This window comes from Paenibacillus rigui, from assembly GCF_002234615.1.
Classification (GTDB): Bacteria; Bacillota; Bacilli; order Paenibacillales; family NBRC-103111; genus Paenibacillus_S; species Paenibacillus_S rigui.
The window spans coordinates 65169-89312 of record NZ_NMQW01000034.1; the positions used below are offsets into that span (position 1 = coordinate 65169).

Genomic DNA, 24144 nt, shown 5'->3' on the forward strand with positions numbered 1-24144 from the left:
AAACCTCGATCCCAAGTTACTTGCTGCCAAACCAGGATTTTACCCCTTGTGCTGCTTATTATCTCCATCAGCCGGGGTTTGATCCACATCTTGAACCGTTGCTTTGGAATCAGTGCTTGTACGTTCCTCCAGCGCTTTGGCTTGATCAGTCAGCCGTTCCGGCTCACTTCCATCCTCCAACGCTTCCAGCTGCTCCTTATTAGCTTCGGCTTCCTTCTCGGCCAGCTCCTGCTGCTTCATCTGCAATCGCCCAAATATATGGTTAAAGTGCCAGAACGAAATAATCGCGATCAAGCTGCCCATGAAAAACGGGATAAGGAATGTAAACTTGGTCAAGCTGATGTAAATGACCAGACCATTACAAGCAATCATGGAGATGGAACGAATGGGATGTCCAATAGATATTAATAACGCATTTTTAATAATTTGAAACAGCTTCATGTGAAGATGGGACATAATGGAAAAGAAATGGAAAAACGAGACGGAAATCAATACTGTAAGCGTCAACACCAGGAATCGGAGTACACCGAAGGAACCTGTTTGATTTCCATAAAACTTGAAATTCGTGTATAAAATAACACCCAGCAATACATAGATTAATCCGCCGAGCACGCTTTGCTTGAAGTTCTCCTTGTAGCCTCTAAAAAAAGTTTTGAACAGAGGGGCATCTTCCTCACCCGTCATCCACTTGCGAGCTACGGTAAACATAGCTGCTGTAGACGGGAATATGGTGAATGGTGATACGACAGCTACAATAATTAATGTCGATAATAGTTGATCAACTGTCTCAGTTTGTAAAGTCATTAAGCCTAGCAAGAAAAAGGGTATCGCACATATTACCCATAATACATTGATTACGGATAGCCGCATGATCCATTCCGAAATGCGATAAAAGCCTCCCATAATGCCTCTAAATTCCAAAAAAGACACCCTCCTCAGTAAACTGCGTTGTTCGTATTCGATGTGTATGGATTATATTATAGCCTATTTTCATAGATCTAGGTAGCCGTCTATGCGTAATTAGCCCGTAGACATATAGTATATTACCACCCGGTAATGACAAAGCAAAGGAGGTAAGCTCCATGTCCCATGCAGTTCTCTGGACGACAACTGGTACCATACTAGTACTGTATATCCTGTTGGTCATTGTTCTTCAAGGAGGATTTGGCTACTAATATAAATGGTAAAAGAAAAGGTGAAGCTCAATCATGAGGCTTCACCTTTTCTTTTGATATCCCTTTTAGTTCTTAACCATTTCCTCGTTGGAACGGGAAGAAGTCGAACGGTTGAAGCCACGGTCACGCGGGTAGTCGCGACCTTCAGAACGTCCGCCGCGGGAAGCATAGTCTCTGCTGCCGCCTCCGTCTCTGCGTGGAGGACGGGAAGAGCTGTTGCGATCACGATCGTAAGGTCTTCCACCGTCACGACGCGCTCCGCTAGCCGTTCCGTATGGACCGGATGGCTTGCGTCCGGAGCTGCGAACGTCATTTCTTCTTTTCTTAGCGCGAAGCGGCTCTTCCGGCGTCAATTCAACATTGACTTCCTTTTTATCGCCAGTCAGCAGTTTAAGTGCCGAAGCAAGCAAATGTACGGAATCGTGCTGCTCAAGCAATTGGATAGCCAAGCCTTTGAATTCGTTGTGCTCATCTTTACCAAGCACTTCGAGAATCCGCTCAGCTGTCATTTTTTGTTTACCTTCGATAGCTTCAGCCAAGCTCGGGATTGGTTTTCTTGTAATTTTGTGACGCGTAATTTTCTCAATGAAGTACAGGTGGTCGATCTCTCTAGGCGTTACAAACGTGTAAGCCGCCCCTTCTTTTCCTGCACGGCCAGTACGGCCAATACGGTGAACATAGCTTTCAGGGTCTTGTGGAAGGTCAAAGTTTACGACGTGTGTTACACCCGAAACGTCCAATCCGCGAGCCGCTACATCCGTTGCTACAAGGACGTCGATGCTGCCATCACGGAATTTGCGCATTACGTTATCACGTTGGTTCTGGGACAAGTCGCCATGCAAGCCTTCAGCAGTGTAGCCGCGCTTTTGCAAGCCTTCAGCCAATTCATCAACCCGGCGCTTCGTACGGCCGAAAATAATAGCAAGCTCAGGAGCTTCCATATCAAGCAAACGGCACAATGCGTCAAATTTTTGTCTTTCTTGCAGCTCGATGTATGATTGGTCGATGAGCGGTGCGCTTACTTGCTTAGGGATTACCGACACATGCTCTGGATTACGCAAAAATTGTTGAGCCAGCCTTTGAATGTTGGTAGGCATTGTTGCGGAAAACAGCATCGTGTGGCGCTCATCAGGAACCAGCTTAAGAATGGACTGGATATCCTCCATGAAGCCCATATCCAGCATTTCATCCGCTTCGTCCAAAATAACGGTTTGTACATCTTCCAGCTTGATCGTCTTGCGGTTGATGTGGTCGAGCAAACGTCCAGGCGTTCCGATGATGATTTGCGGTCTTTTCTTCAAAGCGCGAATTTGCTTTACGATGTCTTGACCACCGTAGATCGGCAAAGAACGAATTCCTTTGAATCTGCCCAGCTTTTCAATTTCTTCCGCTACTTGAATAGCCAGCTCACGTGTTGGACACATGATCAAAGCAACGATCTTTTCTTCTTTTACATCAATTTTGTTAACCAATGGGATCCCAAAAGCCGCAGTTTTCCCCGTACCGGTTTGGGCTTGCCCAATCATGTCACGATTTTCCATCGCAATTGGGATCGCTTTTTCTTGAATCGGTGTCGACTCTTCAAAGCCCATCTCGGTAATGGCACGCAATACCTTAGGCTCTAGTCCGAATTCGCTGAAATTTTTCAAATGATTTCAATCTCCTTTTAAATAGGGTTCTTTTGTGTTTATACCCTTAAGTGCGACTCCTATATCCTTTTATTGTATCTGCAAAATGCGTCCGAAGCATTCGTAATTAAATACGCAAGGCCGTACTTAAGAATATCTTTAGTATTATACCACAAACGAAATCGATATTCCAGAAATTTCAGAATGAAACCTGAACTTCCGCTTTTTCGTATATAATTGGTATAATGAACAAAACATTACCCTTTTGACGGGTATTCATCTAAAGGAGCGTTTGCCCATGTCGATTTGGAAAAGAGTCGGTTCTATTATTAAGAGCAATAAAGAACAACCCCCGGCCAAAGTAACGAACCCGATGGAAGACACACAAGTTGGAGATATTATAAATATGGACCTTGAGGAGTACGTCGTTTCAGGGAAATTAGTTTATTTTGACCGCGGCTTTCCTCCCCACCGCTTTGTTTATTATTTACAAAATGGCAGCTCGGTATCCTGCCTGTTAATCGAAAAGGGCCGAACTTATGAATGCTTTAACTGCATCTTCGTCGAAGGATCCCTGGATAGCCCGAATGATGTGCCTACCGAGCTGGATGTGAACGGAGAGGTAACGTACAATTTGGAGCACCAGCGAAGCGATATGGTTCGTGCTGATGGAAATACGGACTTTCGTGCAAATGACGAAGTCATGATGTGGCGCTATTTCGGCTCAGAGGGACGATACTTCTTCCTCCAGTGGCAGGACGGTAAATTCGTAGCAATGGAAGGTACGAAGACACCTGCCGGGCAAATCAAATTTATGAAAGGCAGCCGATAAGCTGCAACCATATGAAAGAACGAATCATGCAGGAAGGTACGGATGGAGGTGAGCGACGAATGAAAAAGCGAGCACTGCAATGGCTATCGATCCTCCTGGTCTTCACTTTGCTTGTCGGCTGCGGAAGTGCCAGCAATTATATTAAAGATAATTATTCGCTAGTTGATGTGCAAGGACAAGGCAAAACGACCGCAAAAATCTATTCCGTGGAAGGCAAAACAGTTCCAACGGTTGCAAAAGAGCTGGCTGACAACGAAAAACCTCAAGAGGTAAGCAAAGAATCCGAAGACCAGATGTTTCTTGTTTATGATGACAAAATTATTAACCTGCAAAAAGACCCGAGCAACGCAAATAATACATTAGTTGAGCTTGATTCTATTGAGTATGCGAAGCAAAATTATGACTCCTCGTTTCTTCAAGGCTACGTTGCAGCATCTTTGCTTCAATCGCTTTTCGGAGGCGGTTGGTTTAACAACAGCCGCGGCGCAGGATACGATTATAGGGGATATACATCCACCAAACGTTATGATGATTACGGGAAGTACCAGACTGCGCCAAGCCCTTCGGGCAGCGGTACAACCAGCAAGCCTTCAACACCGGCACCGTCTACGACGGAAAGGAAAGGCAGCTTCAGCAGCAGCCCTTCCAAAGCAACTACACCAACTACACCAACCACGCCGAGCAGCGACAGCAGCTCAAGCCGGAAAAGCGACGGCTCTACCCCGACCTATAAAGCGCCTTCGAATAGCAGCTCGGGCTCCAAGCCGAGTACGAGTACGAGGTCAGGGTCCTTTAAGAAGAAATAACGCCTCATCAATGCGCTTCATATTGAAAAGGATACCAAAAGCTTCTCAAGGGTGAAATTTGAACCGATGAGAAGCTTTTTCTTTTACCCGCGTTTCATGAAATTGGAATGCCTTCCGATACTCTAGGCACATAATAGGAGTAAGATTCTATAGATCAGCCTCTAGAGGCAAGAAGCGGAGGGTACCGTCGTGTTCCGTCAATGGGTGTTTCCCATCTGCATTACAGTTCTTGGCGCTGCGCTGGTTGCAGCCAGCTTTAACTTATTCCTGATTCCGAGACAAATTTTGAGCGGGGGACTGTCAGGTATATCGATGATGGTCGGTTATTTTACAAATTGGAATATCGCCTTCCTCTATTTATTAAGCAATCTCCCAGTAATTATATGGGGCTTGCTCCGAATCGGCCGAAAATTTATTTTGCTTAGCGTGACCTCTGTCATTTTTACTACTTGGTTTATGCACATCATTCCGGAAATCCCCGTTGCGCAAAACGATATTTTGGCTGCAGTCACTGGAGGTGTGCTGATAGGAGTCGGCACAGGCATTTCGATGAGGGTTGGCGGGTCTACAGGCGGCTTCGATATTATTGGTTCGATCGTAACCCAGAAACGCGATTTCCCTTTGGGCACCTCCCTTTTTATGTTGAATGGCCTGGTCATTCTCGCTTTAGGGTATTACAAAAATAATTGGGATCTTGCGCTTAACTCGATGCTGTCCATCTACATTACGGCGAAGGTCATTGATATGATCCATACACGCCATTTAAAAGTGACGGTTTTCATCATGACCCGGAATAAAGAACCTCTGGTAGAACAATTGATGAAGGTTCATCGGGGTGTCACCATCGTCAATACCGAGGGAGCCTATACCAAGCAGCCGCAGCATATGCTCATGACTGTCACGACACGTTATGAACTCATCGATTTACGCAATATGATCCGTAATACGGATCCGGATGCGTTTGTAAATATTGTCGAAACGATAGGCATTATGGGGCAATTTAGGCGAGGTTAAACTGAGGAATGAGAATTTAATCCATTCATTTTTTCTCCACGTATGATATAATTGAAGGTGTAATTTCATTCAACTCCTCACGCTTTACCTGTACGACTCCTGAAAGTCTAGCCTGATCCTCTCCAACAGATGATGAGAAAGGGTGATGCTTGTGGAAACAGTAAAGTTATCGGCGATTGTAATGAGATTGACTCCCGAGTTATATCCTTTTCTTAAGCGATCGGAGCTCGATTTTGAGATTGTACTTCGTAACGGGCTTGAAGCTTTGGAAACTGAAGACGCTATGGAAATTATTCAATACAGCATTTCTGAACATCAAAAAGACGCCTTGCTTCATTAAGGGGCGTCTTTATTTTACCGTTTCCAAAAAAATGTTATGGTTTCGTAATAATTTCGCATTAATTTTTTGATAAATACGTGGTATGATACATATGTTAACCAAAATCGGAGGTGTATTACATGGGAGCTTTATCTCCATGGCATATTATACTAATTGCGCTCGTAGCTTTATTACTGTTCGGACCTAACAAATTACCTGAGCTCGGACGCGGTTTTGGTAAAATGTTCCGTGAATTTAAGGATGCGACAACCGGAGGCGGCAATTCTTCATCGAACGACGAAGCGGCTCCAGCGCCTAAAAAAGAGCTGAATACTGCAAGCCCTGAAGTCATCGCCCACGATAACTCCAACGGGAACCAGACTAAACAATAAAGTTAAACCATCTCGCTTAAGAAAGCGGAGATGGTTTTTTTATGTGTTTTAGTCCTCTGTCGCTTTTGTAATCGGAATGGAATCCAATAAAGATGCGGAGGACAGCCTAAGAAATACACCGCCTGCGTGTACATAAATAAAAACGGCACCAAATATCAACAAAATGCGTCAATGTTCTCTATTAACCTATCAGCTCTTTTATTATAATGGAACATATTATTGTTGCAAGGAGAGATTGACAAAGCATGGAACTCTTACTCGCTTCCTTACTTATGGTTATGGGGCAGGTGAACGCCGACCAACCGAATGTCAGCTTCGATCAGCTGGTGCAGGCTTCCCTTGATTCGAAAAATGCCGTTGTTCAACAAACAAGTACGACCGCTTCAGGAACGGCAGGCGATGACTATTTAAAACCTGTCAACAAACAAGACCCGCAAAAGGATGCTCCCAAGGTGAAAGGTGTCTACATGACGGCTCACAGTGCAGGGGGCTCCCGATTGAACACGCTTATGAAATTAATGGACGATACGGAGTTGAATTCGGTTGTCGTCGATATTAAGGATGATTGGGGCTACATCACTTACAAGACGGACAATCCGGAGCTTGAAGCTATGGAAACAACACAAAAAATCATTCCCGATATGTCGAAGCTCATCTCTACCCTGCAAGAGCATCAAGTGTATCCGATTGCCCGTATTGTCGTGTTCAAGGACACCATCCTTGCCAAAAAGCATCCGGAATTATCGTTTATTAATCCCGATGGTACGCTATGGAACAATGGTAAAGCTACACCTGACAGCTTTGTAAACCCCTACAAAAAGGAAGTATGGGATTACAATGTCAAGGTCGCCAAAGAAGCGGCTAAGGCCGGATTTAAGGAAATTCAGTTTGATTATGTACGGTTTCCGGAAGGCTTCGAGAAACGATCGGATAGCTTGAAATACGATAAAGACGAGCGGACAAGAATTCAGGCTGTCGCTGAATTTGTGAAGTATGCCCGGGAACAGCTCGAACCCCTCGGTGTAAGAGTATCTGTCGATATATTCGGCTATGCTGCATCGGTTCCGGCAGCCGAAGGCATCGGGCAAGATTTTGAGAAAATTTCCGAGAATGTCGACGTGATTTCTCCCATGATTTACCCGAGTCATTACAGCACAGGCTGGTTTGGAGCCAAGGTTCCCGACGCCGCGCCTTATGTTACCATCAATGGAGCCATGAAAGATACTTTCAAAAAGCTTGAACCTATCGGGAATTTGAAGCCGGTGATTCGTCCTTGGCTGCAGGATTTTACGGCCTCATGGGTTCCAGGCTATATCAAATACGGTAAACATGAGATTGAAGAGCAGATTCGTGCCTTAAAGGACAACGGCGTCGATGAATTCCTCCTCTGGAACGCCGTCAACACGTATACACCGGATGTTGATTATAATAAATCTTAAATGCTCGACAGCAAAAGGCTTCTCCCTCGTCAGAACTTTGACTCGGGAGAAGCCTTTTACGATGCGGATACATTTCAGGAAGAAAGCGATACTTTTTCCAAGCTAGGGATGCACCAGTCAATCGGGCTTTCCCCCGCATGCTGCAACAATTCATTGGCCTGCGAGTATGGCTTGCTGCCGAAGAAGCCCCGGTGAGCCGACAACGGGCTCGGATGCACGGAGCGGAGAATGGCATGGCGCTTATTCGTAATGAGCTGCGCCTTCTGGTGCGCATGACTTCCCCATAGGATGAACACGACCGGCTTTTCGCGCTCATTTAAGCTCCGGATCACCTGATCCGTAAACCGTTCCCAGCCCATCCCCTTATGGGAATTCGGTGTTGCCTCACGCACGGTAAGTACGGTATTCAGCAAAAGCACCCCCTGCTCAGCCCAATGGACCAAATGTCCGTGATTCGGAATGTCGAAGCCGAGATCGTTACGAAGCTCCTTGAACATGTTTTGCAGGGATGGCGGCGCAGGCACACCGGGCTTCACCGAAAAGCTGAGACCATGAGCCTGCCCCGGACCATGGTACGGGTCTTGGCCTAGAATGACCACCTTCGTATTCCCATAAGAAGTCAGATGAAGCGCATTGAAAATATCATGCATATCAGGATAAATGGTACGTGTTTGGTATTCTTCCTTCAGAAACTGGCGAAGCTCCCTATAGTAAGGTTGTTCAAACTCTTCCTGTAGAAGCTCCGCCCAATCGTTCTTTAATATCGACATGATTCCTATTCACTCCAAAGCTTTGATTACTTAATCCTGCGGCTGCTCCTCTTTGCGGAACGTACGGACCATCTGTAAGAAATAAAGAACCGTGCGCTGCACCCGATCTTTCGTTTTACTATCGGCCGGCTCTCCTTCCGGTGTAAAGGCTCTTTGCTCTCCACCAATCGAGATCCACTCCGGGCAGTTCACGCCGTGTACATTACGAACGATCGTTTGCAGCTGCTGCAGCGAGCTCACGCCTACGGCACCACCGGCAGAGCTCACGGACAACACTACTTTTCCATCGAATTGCTCAAAGCCTACATGATCCAGTGCGTTTTTCAGAACGCCGCTCGGTGCTCCGTGGTATTCAGGCGTAACCAGAACAATACCGTCAGCTTCGTTCAAGCTTTTTTTGTAAGCATTTAAATGCTCGTCACGGTGTTCCACGTCCGGGCTGTAAAAAGGAAGCGGAGCCGCATTCAGATCAATCAATGTCGCTTTCACGCCGTTGCTTTCCAAAACCTTGGCTAAATAAACAGATAATTGCGTACTTGTCGCTTGCTTGCGGTTGCTTCCGGACACTATAGTTATTCTCATGAAAAAAACTCCTTTGACTTATCACTTTACATACATATTAGTATACAATATATACTAAGTCAATATAAGGAAAAGATTCTTTTTAAACTTCAGGCGCGATGACATAGCCCGAACCTTTAACCGCCCTCTTCTTCTCAATAATGCTTGCTTCAACAACCTCCGGGTTATATACAAAATGCCGGACCAGGTGCTCCTCCAAATAATCAAAGGCTTGTTCGTCATTCTCCGCCATTACAATGACATGCGCTGTCTGTTCCTTTAGTTCAACCTCAAGCTTATACATATACATTATTTGAAATCCTCCCGGGCGTTGTAGTCGTTAACATGCCACCTGTCTATCGTAACAGAAGCGAAGCCCCCTTGCATGTCTTTTCTGCTTACGGCACAATGGTCTTATCACCGTATTTGAAAGGAGTACTATGCCATGCTTTCCGTCGGTCAACAAGCACCGTCCTTTGAGGCTGTGAGCACGCAAGGCCCCATCCGATTGGATGATTATTTGGGCAGGCAGCCGATTGTTCTCATTTTTTATCCAAAGGACGAGACACCGATTTGCACGAAGCAGCTCTGTAATGTACGCGATTCCAAGGCTCTTTATGCCCAGCAGGAGGCTATTGTTCTAGGGGTTAACCCCGGTTCGCTGGACGAACACCGGCAGTTTGCAGCCAAGCATCATTACGATTTCCCACTAGTATCTGATACAGAAGAACGAATTCGCCTGCTGTATGATGTCGGTAAAATGTTTCTGCTCGGGCAGCAGCGCATCGTGTATGTCATTAACAAGGATGGGCGAATAGCCTATGCAAGAAAGGGCAACCGTCCTACCCAGGAAATCATAGCTGCACTTCAAGAGCAGAGGTAATCCGGCAGAAACAACGATGATGCAAAAAAACATGCAGCCCTATTCCCTTCTACCAGGCTTGGCTGCATGTTTCTTTTGTATTTATATGTCCCCGAAGCTTATTGGGAAAGACGCTTCGCCAATTCATACAGCTCGAGGTTAAATTCTTTTTTGGAGTGAACGACTGTATCGATATCGGTAACCGTCAACTCGCCCTTAATAATACCGCAAGCCTTGCCCGAATCTCCTTCAATCAGCTTACGGACGGCAAAGTCACCCAGGTTGCTTGCCAAAATACGGTCGTTGTGCGTAGGCGCTCCGCCCCTTTGAATATGACCCAAAACGGTCACACGCGGTTCGATTCCGTTGCGTTTCGTAATTTCATTCGCGATATCTTCGCCCTTACCCACACCTTCGGCAACAAGAACGATACTATGGCGCTTGCCCTGCTCGAAGTTTCCTGCCATCCTTTGTGCGACTTCATCCAGGTCATAAGGCACCTCAGGCACCAGGATCGTTTCCGCACCGCTGGCCAAACCGGCATACAACGCAATGTCACCGCAATGACGCCCCATTACTTCAACGACAGAAGAACGTTCGTGCGAGCTCATCGTATCCCGCAGCTTGTTGATTGCATCTACAACGATGCTGACAGCCGTATCAAACCCGATCGTCAAATCGGTGAATGGAATATCGTTATCAATCGTACCCGGAAGCCCCATGGTTTTGATTCCGAGCTTACTCAGCTTGTTCGCCCCTTGATAGGATCCGTCGCCGCCGATAACTACAAGTCCGTCGATCCCTCTTTTACGCAGATTGTCCGCACCTAGCTGCTGACCCTCAGGCGTCATAAATTCTTTACATCGAGCCGTCTGAAGGATGGTTCCCCCACGCTGAATGATGTCACCCACACTGCGCAGATCCATTTGACGGATATCGTCATTGATCAAACCGGCATAACCGCGCTGTACCGCATAAACTTCCAGACCATGAAACAACCCGCTGCGTACCACGGCACGAACGGCCGCATTCATTCCTTGCGAATCTCCGCCGCTTGTGAGTACGGCTATCTTTTTAACTGACATGTATGGCTTCCTCCTCAAAAATGGTACTGCTGTTACGATGTTTTACGAACCCACATACTGTTGACAAGGAAAAACAACCGCATAAGCGGGCTCCCCTTCATCAACTCCCGCGATACCTGTTTCACTTGCTTTTGCTTGCTTACTTTAGGATCGGACAAATAGAGCGCAAGCAGACCTTCGATAATCATGCGATGAAAAGAGGGCGTCTCCAAATGACTCGCCTTCTCCCTTGCTTCCCTGACAATCAAAGCAATCCTGTCAATCGTTTGGTCCATCCCTTGATAATAGCTGCAAAAATTCAGATCACCGCCGACCTCATCTTCCTCTTGATCGATCAAATAATCAAGCAATATATGCAATCCGCAAATATACGGAAAATAAGCTTCATGAATGGCAGCTACGGTATCCTGCTTAAGCTTGGGATCCGCAGCCGCCAAAAACAGCATAAACACGCCTAAGGTCGAGCCGGTTGCTGCAGCAAACTCATTCCAGCTTATGGTCGGAAAGCGGGATGCGTGAAGCTTCCACCAATTTTGCAGCGCTTCCTCTCTCAGCTCGTGGCGTATATGCTTGTACACCTGAAGATCACAGTACAACCCGACCAGCTCACGTACGTTATGCTCAACCAAAGCATAGGAAGGCAGCAGCCTCACACTGGCCTGGCACGTTTTGACCAGGTCACTCAAATAGCCTCCGTCGTCCTTCTCCGCCCGGAAGGCATAGTAGTCATGCAAAGGCTCCGCAGGATCCACTGCATCCAGCATGGACTGATGCAATCTGCGAAAGTCTTCGGGGTCCATTGAGGTGCTGCGGTCGCACAAATTGTCCAAATAATCGCTAATCGTTTGGAAAGCAACGATCAGCGGGATAAGGATATGCCGCATCGGCAAATTACCGATCGCGTACACGGCCCCACCCTGACAATGAAACTGCTTGCTGGTCATACTTGCTATCGCCTGCTTTTGCAGTTCAGGATCAGGCATGCGATCCGCCTTTGAACGCCAATACCGAAGCTGTTCACGAACCTCCGGGAGCACGTAACGGTACACTCGCATCATCAATTGCACGGGAGTGCGGGGGACTAGTGAAGTAGGACTAGCTTCAGAGCTCAAGCGATTCCCCCCCGGACTGTTGAATAGCATACTGAAGAAGCAATTTGAGTTCCGCCCATTGCAGCTCCAGCAGCAGCTCTTCCGCTGCCGCGTCGTGCGCAACGGTGACTTGATGAGCGATTGCATCAACGAACAATAGCGAGTCCCAGGCAGACGCGCTCACAAGCCTCTCCAGCTGGGATCGCAGAGTAACGCTGCCGATTCGTTCCCCATCTCCGATTGGGAATAACGCTTTGGCTTGCTCTAGCAAGGAAGAGTGCACAGGTAAAGAACCGGCCTGACGAAACCAGTACTTCGCATTGCTGTAGTCGCCCTCCATACGGTGCATGATTCCATGCAAACAGCTCCCCAGCGGCGTATGCATATCCTGGGACAGCTCATGGGACAAATCCAGACTCTCATTCCATAAGTGAAGGACGGATTTAACAGCTTGGCCGTCATCGCCTTTACCCGAATCCGCTCCAGCTCCATCCAAAGACAGCTTCGAGATTCTAATATCGATCAAATCATCCCATTCCTCCGTCGGGTAGAGGGAGGGACGATGTTCCGCCAGCATACGACCTATTCTAGCAACGGCTTCAGTCCATGACAAAACAGCTTCACCTTCACTTCCTGTAAAACTCATAACGTATATTATATTACAATTATTCGACAAATCCCACTCTTAATATTAATGATGGGAAGCCGATGCTGTAATATCCTGATTCACTCTGAACCACAAGTGCAATTCATTAATCGTTGCGGCCAATTCTGCAATTTCACTGTTCAGTTCACAAGAGAGCTTAAAGTTTTCCTCGACATTCAGCTGCCCTTGTTTTTTTATAATGATTTGCTCTAATCGCTTGACTTGGTCGGGAATCGTTCCCCGTATTTCTTCCCAGCGGAGCAATATTTCAGAACGGTCTCTATCGGAATATTGTTCCCATTCCAAATCCAACTGCGGCAGCGGAATCCCGAGACGATCGTCAATAACAAATGCCCAGGTCATGGTCTTAGCCACCTTTCTTCTGATAACAAAATAAGCATGAGCAGAAAAGAGCTCAGCTTCAATCCAGATCCTATAAAGATTAATGTACCATGAAGCAGTGCCTTCTGCCCAGTGGTGCGCTGCAAAATTTCTCGCTTCACAGTCCTAAGTTGTGTGCTATACTAGAACGATGATTTTGTGAAAACGGAGCGCTCGTTTCTTTGAAGCAAACCAGCCGCGTGTGCGGTAATTTTCCATGCAAATAGGAGTCATGTCATTATGAGTAGTCATCCAGAGCAGCAGGTGACCTTCCGTCAACTGCTTACCTTCTTTATTCCGCTCGGCATTTCAGCAAGTCTGGTCACCATTTCTCACGTTATTATCAATAGTACGCTCGCCCGTTCTGCGAATCCGGAAATTATTATAGCAAGCTATGCGCTGCCTTTAAGTATACTCGGATACGGAGCGGCCGGCTGTATTAATGAGACAAACCTGCTCGGCTCTCGTGCGGGACCGCGTTTCCTTTCGGGCCATGTCCGTTATCAGCTGGTATATTTTTGCCAGCATCATGCTTCTGGGTGCCCTCATTTGTTATTCCCCCATTGGCAAATGGGTTTTTTTGCATTTTTTCGGGGTCGAGGAATCGTTGATCCAGCCCATGCTGGATGTTTATAAAATATTGATGTTTGTAAGCTTCTTCTCCGGCCTTCGCTGTTTGTATCATGGTATCATCATATTCAATATGCGGACCAAATGGTTAACGATAGGCATGATCATTCGGCTCGTCGCCATGTATTTGCTGTCGCTTTATTTCATTCAAACCAATCAGGTGAACAGCGGGCAAGTCGGAGCCATTATATTTTTATCGGGCATGATGATCGAAGCGGGAGTCAGCTTCTGGGAGGGAAGATCCCTGCTGAAGCAAATTCCGGAGAAAAAGCCCGATCATCCGGTCGAGCGTCCCCGTCAAATATTCCAGTTTTACAGGCCGCTGCTGTTCTCTTCCATCATTGCCGTTATTATCGGCCCCGCAGTTAACGCCTTTCTGGGAAAAACGATGGACTTTCAACTGGCTGTCGCTTCCTTCGCGATTGCAGCCAGCTTGACACAGCTTGTGCAAAGCTTTTTCTCCTACATTCATCAAATCGTATTGAACTTTTACCGGAAAGATCCAAGCTCCGTCATCCGCTTTACCTTCATTCTCGCCTTCATCCCCGGGCTGCTGATTGCACTTCTGTCCTACACACCGCTCGGACCTTGGTTTATGCAAACCGTGATGGGCGTCAATGAACGATTAATGCACGCAAGTCTGGATACTTTACGTGTCTTTATGATTACCACGCTTGTCTTTCCTTGGCTGGACTTTGGCAACGGCATGATCATGCTCAAGGGCGAGACCAAGGTTATGGTTTGGTCTCAAGCAGCCAATGTGTCGGTAACCTTGATCACTCTAGTGCTGGGTGTCTGGATGAGTCCAGGCTGGAACGGAATGATCGGGGCTCTGGCTCAGTCACTGGGGGTGGCAGCGGAAACCGCAGTTGTCTGGTTTGTACTTCGAGAGCTGGGACGGACTACCGGAAGACAGCCGTTGCGCATGACATTTAAATCATAGAAAGGAGGGACATCAATGACTCACGGGCAAACACTTCCCAGACCTAGACATACTATGCTTCGGGGGTTTTCGTTCTCCTTCTATATGACGATGGCCGTTATTACCTCTTACTTCCCGCTTTATTTCCAGGCAAAAGGCTATTCCACGATTCAAATCGGGCTTCTGTATTCGATCGGCCCCATGCTGGGCATTGTCTCGAACTTGTTCTGGGGATTAATAAGCGACCGGGCGCGTACGGTTAAAAAAATATTAATCGGCATCCTGTCAGGGCAGCTGATTATGGCAACCCTTGTATTCCAAACGACGCAATTCAGCTGGCTCATGCTGTTCATGGCCATGTTTTTTTTCTTCCAAACCCCAACGTCTTCCTTGAACGACAGCCTGACACTGCTAACCATTAGCGGCACGAAAAAAAGCTATGCCTCCTTTCGCGTGTGGGGCTCCATCGGCTTTGCCTTCGCCTCTCTCTTGTTCGGCATGCTGCTGAAGCATCAAGGGGCAAGCATGACCGTTTTATTGTGCATGGGTACGATCACCCTCTCGCTTCTGCTTGCATTATTTTTGAGGGATGCTCAAAGCTCAAGCTACAAAAAAATTAGCTTTGCCGGCGTCATCGAGATTATCGGTTCCAAATCATTTCTCTTGTTCTTGTTAACCGTTGTCACCATTTCCGTGGCACATCGTTTTAACGATGGATTTCTTGCCTTGTTTCTCCAAAGGCTCGGAGCGGATCAATCGATTGTCGGCTGGTCTTGGATGGTGTCCGCCGTCAGTGAGATTCCCATGTTTTTCTTGCTCAGCAAATATGGGCACCGCTATAAAGAGCTGCCTCTGCTGGTCATCTGCTCCCTGCTCTATGTCGTCCGTTTCATTCTGATGAGCCAGGTTGACAATCCCATGTGGGTTATTGCCATTCAGGCGCTGCACAGCGTCACCTTCGGTATTTTTATGTTTACGGTCATCCGTTATATTCAACGCATCGTGCCGGACGAATACCGGGCTACCGGGCAGGCGATATATGCGGTCACATGGTCGGGAGTCGCCGGTCTGCTAAGCGGGACGATCGGCGGCTGGCTGTTCAATAGCGGCGGACCTCACCTCATGTACGCTGTCGGTGCCGGACTCTCCTTCATTGCAGCGATCGGCTTTCTGCTGCTGCATTGGTTTATCAGGGAGTCATAGACCAAGCCCGGCTTACGTTTATATTTACAAACAAAGAAGGGATGTACCGGTAACAAGCTGCCCTGCAGCCTGTTTACCGAAACATCCCTTCTTCACATGTTTTAAGCAGAAGTTTTGTTCAACCATAACAAGTTTGTTTTCCGATTCATCAGAAGCTAACAAATTCTTATAGGGCAAGAACCGGCTAGCCGATGCGAGCCATCTCTTCTTCATCCATCTCATAGTTGGAATATACATCTTGAACGTCGTCGAGATCATCAAAGGAATCCATCATTTTCATCAGCTTCTCCGCGTTCTCGCCCTCCACTTTGATCGTGTTCTGCGGCACCCAGCTCACGGAAGCTTCGGCAAATTCAAGACCTTGCTGCTCCAAGGCCGTCTTTACTTTCTCGAACTCATGCGGATGCGTCGTGATCTCGTAGCTATCGTCGTTCACCTTCACATCGTCAGCTCCCGCTTCCAACGCCTGCATCATCAGCTCGTCCTCATCGAGCTCATGTAGTTCCCGGTCGATCGTCAGGATTCCTTTCTCGTCGAACATGTAGGACACACAGCCGGACTCACCCATATTCCCGCCGCGCTTGTTGAAAACGGCACGAACATCAGCCGCTGAACGGTTCCGGTTATCAGTCAAGCATTTGACCATAATGGCAATGCCGCCTGGTCCGTAGCCTTCATACATGATTTCCTCGTACTCGATATTTTCCCCGTCACCGGTAGCCTTCTTGATTGCACGCTCAATATTGTCCTTCGGCATATGAATCCGGCGGGCACTTTCAATCGCCACTTTCAAAGCAAAGTTCGCATCGGGGTTCGGTCCGCCCTTACGTGCGGCCACGAATATTTCCCGTCCCAGTTTAACGAACTGATTATTCTTAGCCTGGTCTGCTTTACCTTTACGGTCCTTAAACAATTTAAACTTCATTTCATTAACGCTCCCTATGGATAAGTATCATGAATCATTTTACCATTGAATCAGGTTAGCGGTCAAAGTGAATACGTCCTGGAAGTGAGAGGATGACGCCAAATTCAAAGGAAAACGGCAAAAAAAGCAGTTCCCGAAAATATAATTTCCGAGAACTGCTTTCTCTTTTAGAGCTATGCACTAATATATAAGAAAACTTTTACGATGAAGTTCGAAGAAGGCCGCATGAGGACGGTTGCTTCTCAAGAAACCAGGAAGCTTCATTCGTGATAGCCGGAACAAGCTGATTTCCAAGTAACCCCATCGAAGTTTTTAGATCTTATAACTTAATGACGTTAGCTGCTTGAGGACCACGGTTGCCTTGAGTAATTTCGAACTCAACGGATTGGCCTTCTTCAAGTGTTTTGAAACCTTCGCCTTGAATTGCGGAGAAGTGAACGAATACATCGTCGCCGCCGTCAACGGAAATGAAACCGTAGCCTTTTTCTGCGTTAAACCATTTTACTGTACCTTTCAATGAAAACAACCTCCTAGAAGTATCGCCATCTAAGGGCGAATATAAATATTATAGCATCACCTTTTTTATAAATCAACCTTCAAAAGTCCCTAAAAACGGCTTCTGTACGGTCATTTGGTGAGGCATAAAAGCTCTGTGGATCCGGGGATAAAAGGCAGCTCCGAGGCGATCAGCTCCGCTCTGATTCCATCCTGGGACAGCTGCTGCATCAACCGCTCCAGCTGTGGATAACGGACCCATTGCAGCGACAGCAGCGGGTAGATTCTCACCTGTCCGCCAGGGCGGCATACCCGGATGAGCTCCCGAATGGCGTCCAAATGAAACTGCTCATCAAACTGATCCTGATACAAAAACAAAAAATGGCTGCACAGCACCAACGCAAACGAATGCTCGTTGAATGGAAGCTCGGGGAGCTTTGCGGATACGTATCGCTCCACCCCCGATTCCCGCATATGCCCTGCAAATGTATGCATGGAAGCTTCGCGAAGCGATCGGTGACGCTCCAGGCTTCCGTAGAACGTCCAATCAAACACATCCTGTATCCCAGCCAGCTTGGCGGTGGAAACGTCAATTTCCTTCCTGCCTTGCTCAATGATCTCATCGGTATCCATGGCGTACAGCGGGTCCGCGGCATGGGCATCATAGCCCATACGGCAAGCCTCGGCGACAAAAGACGAAGCCCCTGACGCTACATCCAATATAGCTCCTGCGCTTAAATGCTCGGGTTTTAATGCGAACATCCTTTCATACTCCGCGTATGACCTGCAGGTCATAGCCACACCTGTTTGCATATAAATCTTCTCGTTCATACTCATCATCTCTCCTCTGCTATTCTCAACTCAACTCATCTCTTCAACCGCTTCACCTCTGCAAAGCTTAGAGCGAATTTTAACACACCTTACAAATGCTGGCAACTCCCTTTTTTCTGAAAAATAGCCCCTCCTCCCCCTTCCACTTGATTTCCGCAGCGGCTTGCGGTATGATTCAGCCGATAGCCCAGTTATAGAAATGGAGAACAAAGCGATGATCAAACAGCATCTTATTTATAAGCGAGATAAATGGAACATGCTTACCGTTGAAGAAAATGGCAAGACGTTAATTTTACGTGAGATTTCCGATCAATGGGGCGAGGAATGCCATACCTTCCTAAGCCGTCCAGCCATGATGCATTGGGCGGAGAACCGTTTCCGCAAAGAAGACTTCACAGATAATGAAGAAGAATATAACGCGATTATGGCAGCTTTCAAAGAAGTATGATTTTTTTCCGCGCCAGAAGGCTTGACTTCCGGCTTGTCCCCCTTTTATAATGAAGTTAATTACATAAGAAATCCTCCAAAGGGGAGTAGCTGTCACAGTAAAGTCGTCAGTTCGGGCGTAAGCCCCGGCTTTATTGGCAACGATATGTTGTTAGCAAGACCTTTGCCGTTTACGGTAGAGGTCTTTTGTGTTCAAAGAGACCTGTACCGAGCCGGTAGAGGTCTTTTTTATGTAAAAGAACACAAAAAAAGGAGCGGATGAAACATGGAATGGTTAGACGCAGCATTTTTTACCGCATTACTCAGCATCGTTCTCATCGACCTCGTGCTGGCCGGGGACAACGCAATTGTGATCGGCCTTGCAGCCAGAAATCTCCCGAAGGAGCATCAGAAGAAAGCCATCATCTGGGGGACCGTCGGAGCCATCGTCATTCGAGCCGTAGCTACACTTGTCGTCGTATGGCTGCTGAAGCTGCCTGCATTGCTGCTGATCGGGGGTGTCGTGCTTGTCTGGATTGCGTACAAACTGCTGGTAGACAAAAAAGATCATGAGATTCAAGCCCAAAAGCAGCTTTGGCCGGCAATTCAAACGATTATCGTGGCGGATGCGGTTATGGGCTTCGATAATGTGATGGCGGTAGCAGGCGTATCGCATGGAAGCTTCTTGTTGGTCGTGCTTGGATTACTGATCAGCGTACCGATCGTGATCGCCGGAAGCACCTTATTTATTAAATGGATGGAAAAATTCCCGTGGATTATGTATGCCGGTGCCGCAGTACTAGCCTTTACCGCAGGAAAAATGCTGACGGAGGACCCCCTGGTTCACTCCTGGTTCGAAGCCAACCCTGTCGTCAAATGGGCGTTGATTGTGCTTGTTGTCGCTGGCGTCCTCGTAGGCGGATTGTGGAAGAAATGGTTCGGCTTTAACGTCTCGATCAATGACAAAGGACATTTGACGATTCCAAACGAGCTTGTCCAGGAAGCGGGCATTCGTCCCGACGATAGCTTTACGGCAAGTGAGGATGAGCAAGGACGATTGGTTTTGGTTAAGTCGAACGGCTAAAGCTGCCCCGTTCTGTTTTGAACCATTATCCCGTACAATGACTAAAGGGAGGGCGCGCTTCATCCAGCCCTCCCTCATTTTTTGAGCATAATAAAGGAAATGGCTGACAGACGAAGAAATTTACACACATGCCGCCCGTATTATGAATTCAACCACGCCGTCAGATGAGGTGACCTTTATTATGAGCAACAGTGCTTCCATTCTTACCTTTATTATCGTTTCTTTCTGCTTTGCCCTGATCCTCATTATGAAAAAAGATACGCTGCCAGCAAGCATGAAACGGCCATTGGCCATTCTTGCACTCGTCATGGTCGCCTTCTCGTTCTCCCTGATCGTTTACAGCTTTTTCAGTTTGCATCAAGGATAGCTGAACACTTTGTTTTACATCGAAACGTATTTTTTTTATAATGAAGCTACATTCCGGTCATACTAGGAAAAAAATTGCAGGGAGCGTGTGCGCAATGCGTTTTTTTCCCCTGGTCATGACGGGCGTGCTGTTGACCGGAACGGTATTGACCGCTCCGCTATCGGCAGAAGGCACAACCAAACCATCCAAAATATCAAGGAGGGCTCCCATGAATCAAGTACTTACACGTAAAGATGTTCCGGAAGAGCACCGTTGGAAGTTGGAGGATCTGTTCCCCAATCAACAGGCTTGGGATCAAGAGTACCAAGTAGTCAAGGAAGCCTTAACAAAGGTAGCTTCTTTTCAAGGCAGGCTGAAAGAGCCGGCAGCGATTAAGCAGTGCTTTAAGCTGGAAGACGAGATCTCCTTACATATGGAAAGATTGTACGTGTATGCGAACATGAAGCATCACGAGGATACAGCAGAACCTACATATCAGGCATTGTCCGATAAAGCGAAGAGATTAAGCGTCGAAACCGGGGAGGCCCTTTCCTTCATCTCCCCCGAAATATTGAGCTTGTCCGATGAGGAGCTAACCAAGCTGATTGCCAATCCTGAGCTTAGCTTCTACAAACGAACGCTTGAGGAAATGGTTCGCGAGAAGCAGCACGTGCTGTCCAAGGCCGAGGAAGCGCTGCTTGCCCAGGTCGGGAATTTGTCCCAGGCGCCGGGAACGATCTTCAGCATGCTGAACAATGCCGATCTGAAATTCCCGAAAGTAAAAAACGAGCAGGGCGAAGAAGTCGAGCTGACGCATGGCCGTTACATTCAGTTCCTGGAAAGCCGCAACCGCGAGGTTCGTAAAGAAGCTTTCAAGGCAATGTACGACACGTACGCCAAAAATAAAAACACCATCGGCGCCACCTTGTCCGCCAACATTACAAAAAATATTTTTTACTCCAAAGCGCGCAAGTACCCTTCAACGCTGGAAATGTCGCTGTACGGCGATAATATCAACAAAGAAGTGTACACGAATCTGATCGATACGATTCATAAATCTTTGCCGCTGATGCACCGTTATATGGAGCTCCGCAAAAAGCTGCTCAAGGTGGACGAACTGCATATGTACGATCTGTTCGCGCCATTGGTGGATGAATATAAAATGGATATTACCTACGAGCAAGCGAAGCAAACGGTGCTGGACAGCTTGAAGCCGCTTGGCCAGGATTACTTGAATATTTTGCAGGAGGGCTTTAACGACCGTTGGATCGACGTGTACGAGAATGAGGGCAAACGCAACGGGGCCTACAGCTGGGGCGCCTTCGGTACTCACCCCTACGTGCTGCTGAACCATAAGGATAACTTGAACAGCATGTTTACGTTGACTCACGAAATGGGCCACGCCATTCATTCGTATTTATCCGATGCAAATCAGCCTTACCGTTACGCACAGTACACTATTTTTCTGGCGGAAGTGGCTTCCACTTTGAACGAAGCGCTGTTGATGGATTACATGCTGAAGAAATCGACCGATCCGAAGGAAAAAATGTATCTGCTCACATACTACATGGATCAATTCCGGACGACGGTGTTCCGTCAAACGATGTTCGCCGAGTTCGAGAAGATTACCCATGAGAAGGCAGAGCAAGGCGAATCCTTGACACCGCAGGAATTCAGCAAAATTTACTACGATCTGAACAAGCTGTACTACGGGGACGGTATGGTCGTTGATCAGGATATTGAGATGGAATGGGCGCGCATCCCTCATTTCTATAACAGCTTCTACGTATACAAATACGCAACCGGCTTTTCCGCAGCAACCAGCTTCTCCAAGCAGATTTTAGAGGAAGGCCAGCCTGCCATCGACCGCTATCTTGGCTTCCTGAAAAGCGGCGGCAGCGATTACTCCATCAATATTCTAAAAAAGGCCGGCGTGGATATGTCTACACCGGAGCCGATTCAACAAGCCATGGATGTCTTCAAAGGCCTGCTGGAGCAAATGGAGCAATTGGCGAAATAAGCTGCTTTCGTAAGAATAATGCCACTACAAGGCTGCAAACATGGCCAAATCATGTTCGCAGCCTTGTTGATTTTTTCTCATTGAAAGGATGTCTTGCAAATGAAAGCACAGTGGACTTTTATATTCATCTTGATATTTGCCTTGGTTACCGCCCTATTCGCTGTCATTAACGTAGAGCCGGTTCAGGTGCATCTGTTGTTCACCGAGACTACGGCTCCGCTCATTCTAATTATTTTGAGCTCGACTCTGCTCGGAGGACTGATCGTCGGCTTGATTGGCATAACCAAGCAATTCAAGCTCAAACGCACGATCAAAACGCTCGAAAAACAGCTGAACGACCTGAAATCGGGACCAATCCAGACTGAAACGACGGTAACGGCTCCTGCCGCTCCTTCACCGGCTGCAGCTCCCTCCATCAGCAGTGACACGAAACCTGTGGAGTAGACTTGAATCTAAAGAAAATTTTGTCCGAATATTTTCCATTTTTACATTGAACTCTGGAAGAACTTTCATTAATATGTAATTTATAATGTTAGCAAACATAGCATAATGTAGGAAGGATCCAACGTATGATAGATCCCTTAACGCAGCAGGAACAATTACAAATGGGCATGATCGCCTTTCAATGCTCTGAATCCGGCATGGCATTATTATCACAAGATGGAATCATACGATTAGCCAACGCAGCGTTTCATCAAGTATTAGGCTACGAGAACGGACAGCTTGCTGGAGAGCCCTTACATACCTTGCTTCACCCCAGAATGCACGCTAAGGACATAAGCCGCTTGGAGTCGGCTGAGGAAATCCACTTCCTTCATCTGGAAGGTTACCCTGTTCACGCACATGCAGCTCTTAAGCTACTCGAGCCTTCTACGGCGTCCAACTGTGCATTTCTGCTGGAATTGAAAAAAACGACCCCCTTCCGGTCACTCCAGCATGCCAGTGGGGAAACCGCCGTGTCCCTGCCTTCCCTTGAAGAGGCTCTGGACAAAATTCCTGACGGGTTTATCTGCATCGATTCTTACAGCCGTTTTACTTATATGAACAAAGCCGCAGAACAGATGATGAAGTGCAATCGGGACAAGCTGATTGGACGATCCGTCTGGTACAGCTTCCCAGAGGCCGTCGGCACCCCTTTGTATGATCATTATTTATCCTGCACGACAACACAAATTTCATCGAAGCAGGAATTGTACTACGCACCTTCGAATCGTTGGTTCGAGGTCCATTCTTATCCGCGAGATAACATGTACAGTGCATTTTTTCGGGATATTACCCAAGCTAAGCATACGGAACAAACGCTGCAGGAAAGTGAGAGCATGTACCGGATGCTCGCGGACAATTCCACCGACATGATTGCGCGGATTGCACTCGACGGCATGTTTCTCTACATCTCTCCTGCTTCCAAAACGCTGCTCGGTTATGAACCGGAGGAGTTGATCGGACACCGGGTGTATGAATTTTTTCACCCTGAAGAATTTATGGTTCAGCTCTATCAAGAGAAGATGCAGCTGAGCGATCTGCATTTGAATCTGAACGCCTACCGGTTCCGCAAAAAAGACGGGACCTATATTTGGTTCGAATCGACGGCCCGTTATATTTTAAATGATCAAGGACTCCAAACGGAGATTATTTCTATTTCCCGGGACATTTCGGCTCGCAAGCATGTGGAGCGCCAGCTTCTCGAAACCAATGAGCTGCTGCAAAAAATATCAACGGTCGATGCCTTAACAGGCGTTGCGAACCGTCGCGGCTTTGACGAATGCTTCCAGCGCGAATGGAAACAAGGCGTTCGTGATGCCACGGCTCTATCTATGATTCTTGTCGATATCGACAATTTCAAAAGATATAACGACTCCCATGGTCATGCCCAAGGGGACTTGTGTCTCAAAAAGGTAGCTGTCGCTCTAAGCCAAGCGGCGGAACGGCCAGGAGATTTTATTGCGCGATACGGCGGGGAGGAATTCGTTCTACTGCTCCCGGCAACGGACACACGCGGTGCTTACAAGGTTGCAGAGAAGCTGCGGAAGGCTGTGGAATCGCTGCGAATCGTGCACAACCGCTCGGAAACGACCCTTGTCACCGTCAGCCTGGGGACAGCCACGATGACCCCATCGCGCGACATGGATCCGGAGGAGCTGTTCATTCGCGCGGACAAAGCGCTGTATCAAGCCAAACAGGATGGCCGGAATTTATCAAGAATTTACCAATGTGAAGCATAAACAAATCCGCAAGTTCCTCATCGGAGCAGGCGGATTTTT

At 47.4% G+C, this 24144-nt stretch carries 26 protein-coding genes and 1 pseudogene; 15 read left to right on the top strand and 12 right to left on the bottom strand.

What is annotated here, in order from left to right:
• Nucleotides 1-39: 39 nt before the first annotated feature.
• On the bottom strand, nucleotides 40-921 hold the full coding sequence (locus CF651_RS22085) for a DUF624 domain-containing protein (RefSeq protein ID WP_094017045.1): 882 nt from the start codon (nucleotides 919-921) through the stop codon (nucleotides 40-42).
• Between the two features lie 319 nt (nucleotides 922-1240).
• The gene (gene cshA / locus CF651_RS22090; protein ID WP_094017046.1) at nucleotides 1241-2824 is read right to left on the bottom strand and encodes a degradosome RNA helicase CshA; all 1584 of its coding nucleotides are present in this window, start codon (nucleotides 2822-2824) and stop codon (nucleotides 1241-1243) included.
• A gap of 277 nt (nucleotides 2825-3101) precedes the next feature.
• Between cshA and CF651_RS22095 the strand changes: the two genes are divergently transcribed.
• From CF651_RS22095 to CF651_RS22120, 6 genes are all read left to right on the top strand, one after another.
• Nucleotides 3102-3635 (top strand): DUF4178 domain-containing protein, encoded by a 534-nt coding sequence (locus tag CF651_RS22095; protein WP_094017047.1) that lies wholly within the window; start codon nucleotides 3102-3104, stop codon nucleotides 3633-3635.
• Between the two features lie 59 nt (nucleotides 3636-3694).
• The gene (locus tag CF651_RS22100) at nucleotides 3695-4441 is read left to right on the top strand and encodes a DUF4247 domain-containing protein (protein WP_094017048.1); all 747 of its coding nucleotides are present in this window, start codon (nucleotides 3695-3697) and stop codon (nucleotides 4439-4441) included.
• 189 nt (nucleotides 4442-4630) lie between these two features.
• Nucleotides 4631-5455, top strand: a complete 825-nt coding sequence (locus CF651_RS22105; protein ID WP_179232933.1) for a YitT family protein — start codon at nucleotides 4631-4633, stop codon at nucleotides 5453-5455.
• A 145-nt stretch (nucleotides 5456-5600) separates the two neighbouring features.
• Nucleotides 5601-5795, top strand: a complete 195-nt coding sequence (locus CF651_RS22110) for a hypothetical protein (RefSeq protein ID WP_094017049.1) — start codon at nucleotides 5601-5603, stop codon at nucleotides 5793-5795.
• A 119-nt stretch (nucleotides 5796-5914) separates the two neighbouring features.
• A complete protein-coding gene (tatA, locus tag CF651_RS22115; protein ID WP_094017050.1) occupies nucleotides 5915-6166 on the top strand; it encodes a twin-arginine translocase TatA/TatE family subunit in 252 nt (83 codons plus the stop codon).
• 245 nt (nucleotides 6167-6411) lie between these two features.
• Nucleotides 6412-7605 (top strand): putative glycoside hydrolase, encoded by a 1194-nt coding sequence (locus CF651_RS22120; RefSeq protein WP_094017051.1) that lies wholly within the window; start codon nucleotides 6412-6414, stop codon nucleotides 7603-7605.
• A gap of 74 nt (nucleotides 7606-7679) precedes the next feature.
• On the opposite strand, the gene CF651_RS22125 is transcribed toward CF651_RS22120, so the two are convergent.
• The 3 genes from CF651_RS22125 to CF651_RS22135 all read right to left on the bottom strand — a co-directional run bounded on the left by CF651_RS22125 (nucleotide 7680) and on the right by CF651_RS22135 (nucleotide 9246).
• Nucleotides 7680-8378 (bottom strand): uracil-DNA glycosylase, encoded by a 699-nt coding sequence (locus tag CF651_RS22125; RefSeq protein WP_179232934.1) that lies wholly within the window; start codon nucleotides 8376-8378, stop codon nucleotides 7680-7682.
• 27 nt (nucleotides 8379-8405) lie between these two features.
• The gene (locus CF651_RS22130; protein WP_094017053.1) at nucleotides 8406-8957 is read right to left on the bottom strand and encodes an NADPH-dependent FMN reductase; all 552 of its coding nucleotides are present in this window, start codon (nucleotides 8955-8957) and stop codon (nucleotides 8406-8408) included.
• Nucleotides 8958-9039: 82 nt separating this feature from the next.
• Nucleotides 9040-9246: a DUF3906 family protein gene (locus CF651_RS22135; protein ID WP_094017054.1), complete on the bottom strand. Its 207-nt coding sequence runs from the start codon at nucleotides 9244-9246 to the stop codon at nucleotides 9040-9042.
• 135 nt (nucleotides 9247-9381) lie between these two features.
• Between CF651_RS22135 and CF651_RS22140 the strand changes: the two genes are divergently transcribed.
• Nucleotides 9382-9819 (top strand): peroxiredoxin, encoded by a 438-nt coding sequence (locus CF651_RS22140; RefSeq protein ID WP_094017055.1) that lies wholly within the window; start codon nucleotides 9382-9384, stop codon nucleotides 9817-9819.
• A 98-nt stretch (nucleotides 9820-9917) separates the two neighbouring features.
• Here CF651_RS22140 and pfkA read toward each other — a convergent pair whose 3' ends face one another.
• From pfkA to CF651_RS22160, 4 genes are all read right to left on the bottom strand, one after another.
• Nucleotides 9918-10883, bottom strand: coding sequence for a 6-phosphofructokinase (gene pfkA, locus CF651_RS22145; protein ID WP_094017056.1), 966 nt, complete (start codon nucleotides 10881-10883; stop codon nucleotides 9918-9920).
• Between the two features lie 32 nt (nucleotides 10884-10915).
• Nucleotides 10916-11941 (bottom strand): tetraprenyl-beta-curcumene synthase family protein, encoded by a 1026-nt coding sequence (locus CF651_RS22150; RefSeq protein ID WP_094017110.1) that lies wholly within the window; start codon nucleotides 11939-11941, stop codon nucleotides 10916-10918.
• Between the two features lie 43 nt (nucleotides 11942-11984).
• Nucleotides 11985-12587 carry a hypothetical protein gene (locus tag CF651_RS22155; RefSeq protein WP_245856089.1) on the bottom strand — a complete coding sequence of 201 codons (603 nt, stop codon included), beginning with the start codon at nucleotides 12585-12587 and terminating at the stop codon, nucleotides 11985-11987.
• Between the two features lie 78 nt (nucleotides 12588-12665).
• Nucleotides 12666-12983 carry a hypothetical protein gene (locus tag CF651_RS22160; RefSeq protein WP_094017058.1) on the bottom strand — a complete coding sequence of 106 codons (318 nt, stop codon included), beginning with the start codon at nucleotides 12981-12983 and terminating at the stop codon, nucleotides 12666-12668.
• Between the two features lie 258 nt (nucleotides 12984-13241).
• Between CF651_RS22160 and CF651_RS22165 the strand changes: the two are divergent.
• Together CF651_RS22165 and CF651_RS22170 are read left to right on the top strand one after the other, a co-directional pair.
• Nucleotides 13242-14574: pseudogene (locus CF651_RS22165) on the top strand (polysaccharide biosynthesis protein).
• Nucleotides 14575-14589: 15 nt separating this feature from the next.
• Nucleotides 14590-15756, top strand: coding sequence for an MFS transporter (locus CF651_RS22170; protein ID WP_094017059.1), 1167 nt, complete (start codon nucleotides 14590-14592; stop codon nucleotides 15754-15756).
• A 184-nt stretch (nucleotides 15757-15940) separates the two neighbouring features.
• On the opposite strand, the gene CF651_RS22175 is transcribed toward CF651_RS22170, so the two are convergent.
• From CF651_RS22175 to CF651_RS22185, 3 genes are all read right to left on the bottom strand, one after another.
• Nucleotides 15941-16681: a YebC/PmpR family DNA-binding transcriptional regulator gene (locus tag CF651_RS22175; RefSeq protein ID WP_094017060.1), complete on the bottom strand. Its 741-nt coding sequence runs from the start codon at nucleotides 16679-16681 to the stop codon at nucleotides 15941-15943.
• A 319-nt stretch (nucleotides 16682-17000) separates the two neighbouring features.
• Nucleotides 17001-17198, bottom strand: a complete 198-nt coding sequence (locus tag CF651_RS22180; protein WP_094017061.1) for a cold shock domain-containing protein — start codon at nucleotides 17196-17198, stop codon at nucleotides 17001-17003.
• 110 nt (nucleotides 17199-17308) lie between these two features.
• Nucleotides 17309-18007 carry a class I SAM-dependent methyltransferase gene (locus CF651_RS22185; RefSeq protein ID WP_094017062.1) on the bottom strand — a complete coding sequence of 233 codons (699 nt, stop codon included), beginning with the start codon at nucleotides 18005-18007 and terminating at the stop codon, nucleotides 17309-17311.
• Between the two features lie 214 nt (nucleotides 18008-18221).
• Here CF651_RS22185 and CF651_RS22190 point away from each other — a divergent pair, with 214 nt between their 5' ends.
• From CF651_RS22190 to CF651_RS22215, 6 genes are all read left to right on the top strand, one after another.
• Nucleotides 18222-18455, top strand: coding sequence for a hypothetical protein (locus CF651_RS22190; RefSeq protein WP_094017063.1), 234 nt, complete (start codon nucleotides 18222-18224; stop codon nucleotides 18453-18455).
• Nucleotides 18456-18719: 264 nt separating this feature from the next.
• Nucleotides 18720-19517 carry a TerC family protein gene (locus CF651_RS22195; protein ID WP_094017064.1) on the top strand — a complete coding sequence of 266 codons (798 nt, stop codon included), beginning with the start codon at nucleotides 18720-18722 and terminating at the stop codon, nucleotides 19515-19517.
• Between the two features lie 181 nt (nucleotides 19518-19698).
• Nucleotides 19699-19884 (top strand): hypothetical protein, encoded by a 186-nt coding sequence (locus CF651_RS22200; protein WP_094017065.1) that lies wholly within the window; start codon nucleotides 19699-19701, stop codon nucleotides 19882-19884.
• Between the two features lie 208 nt (nucleotides 19885-20092).
• Nucleotides 20093-21883 carry an oligoendopeptidase F gene (pepF, locus tag CF651_RS22205; RefSeq protein WP_179232935.1) on the top strand — a complete coding sequence of 597 codons (1791 nt, stop codon included), beginning with the start codon at nucleotides 20093-20095 and terminating at the stop codon, nucleotides 21881-21883.
• 99 nt (nucleotides 21884-21982) lie between these two features.
• Entirely contained in the window at nucleotides 21983-22327 is a 345-nt protein-coding gene (locus CF651_RS22210; protein WP_094017067.1) for a LapA family protein, read from the top strand.
• A 125-nt stretch (nucleotides 22328-22452) separates the two neighbouring features.
• Nucleotides 22453-24105 carry a diguanylate cyclase gene (locus CF651_RS22215; RefSeq protein ID WP_094017068.1) on the top strand — a complete coding sequence of 551 codons (1653 nt, stop codon included), beginning with the start codon at nucleotides 22453-22455 and terminating at the stop codon, nucleotides 24103-24105.
• Nucleotides 24106-24144: the final 39 nt, after the last annotated feature.

Bases quoted from the DNA above. Each gene is read 5' to 3' on its own strand.
- CF651_RS22095 (WP_094017047.1), top strand. From the start codon at position 3,102: ATGTCGATTTGGAAAAGAGTCGGTTCTATTATTAAGAGCAATAAAGAA.
- CF651_RS22100 (WP_094017048.1), top strand. From the start codon at position 3,695: ATGAAAAAGCGAGCACTGCAATGGCTATCGATCCTCCTGGTCTTCACT.
- CF651_RS22110 (WP_094017049.1), top strand. From the start codon at position 5,601: ATGCTTGTGGAAACAGTAAAGTTATCGGCGATTGTAATGAGATTGACT.
- tatA (WP_094017050.1), top strand. From the start codon at position 5,915: ATGGGAGCTTTATCTCCATGGCATATTATACTAATTGCGCTCGTAGCT.
- CF651_RS22120 (WP_094017051.1), top strand. From the start codon at position 6,412: ATGGAACTCTTACTCGCTTCCTTACTTATGGTTATGGGGCAGGTGAAC.
- CF651_RS22130 (WP_094017053.1), bottom strand. From the start codon at position 8,957: ATGAGAATAACTATAGTGTCCGGAAGCAACCGCAAGCAAGCGACAAGT.
- CF651_RS22135 (WP_094017054.1), bottom strand. From the start codon at position 9,246: ATGTATATGTATAAGCTTGAGGTTGAACTAAAGGAACAGACAGCGCAT.
- CF651_RS22140 (WP_094017055.1), top strand. From the start codon at position 9,382: ATGCTTTCCGTCGGTCAACAAGCACCGTCCTTTGAGGCTGTGAGCACG.
- pfkA (WP_094017056.1), bottom strand. From the start codon at position 10,883: ATGTCAGTTAAAAAGATAGCCGTACTCACAAGCGGCGGAGATTCGCAA.
- CF651_RS22150 (WP_094017110.1), bottom strand. From the start codon at position 11,941: ATGATGCGAGTGTACCGTTACGTGCTCCCGGAGGTTCGTGAACAGCTT.
- CF651_RS22160 (WP_094017058.1), bottom strand. From the start codon at position 12,983: ATGACCTGGGCATTTGTTATTGACGATCGTCTCGGGATTCCGCTGCCG.
- CF651_RS22170 (WP_094017059.1), top strand. From the start codon at position 14,590: ATGACTCACGGGCAAACACTTCCCAGACCTAGACATACTATGCTTCGG.
- CF651_RS22175 (WP_094017060.1), bottom strand. From the start codon at position 16,681: ATGAAGTTTAAATTGTTTAAGGACCGTAAAGGTAAAGCAGACCAGGCT.
- CF651_RS22185 (WP_094017062.1), bottom strand. From the start codon at position 18,007: ATGAACGAGAAGATTTATATGCAAACAGGTGTGGCTATGACCTGCAGG.
- CF651_RS22190 (WP_094017063.1), top strand. From the start codon at position 18,222: ATGATCAAACAGCATCTTATTTATAAGCGAGATAAATGGAACATGCTT.
- CF651_RS22195 (WP_094017064.1), top strand. From the start codon at position 18,720: ATGGAATGGTTAGACGCAGCATTTTTTACCGCATTACTCAGCATCGTT.
- CF651_RS22200 (WP_094017065.1), top strand. From the start codon at position 19,699: ATGAGCAACAGTGCTTCCATTCTTACCTTTATTATCGTTTCTTTCTGC.
- pepF (WP_179232935.1), top strand. From the start codon at position 20,093: ATGAATCAAGTACTTACACGTAAAGATGTTCCGGAAGAGCACCGTTGG.
- CF651_RS22210 (WP_094017067.1), top strand. From the start codon at position 21,983: ATGAAAGCACAGTGGACTTTTATATTCATCTTGATATTTGCCTTGGTT.
- CF651_RS22215 (WP_094017068.1), top strand. From the start codon at position 22,453: ATGATAGATCCCTTAACGCAGCAGGAACAATTACAAATGGGCATGATC.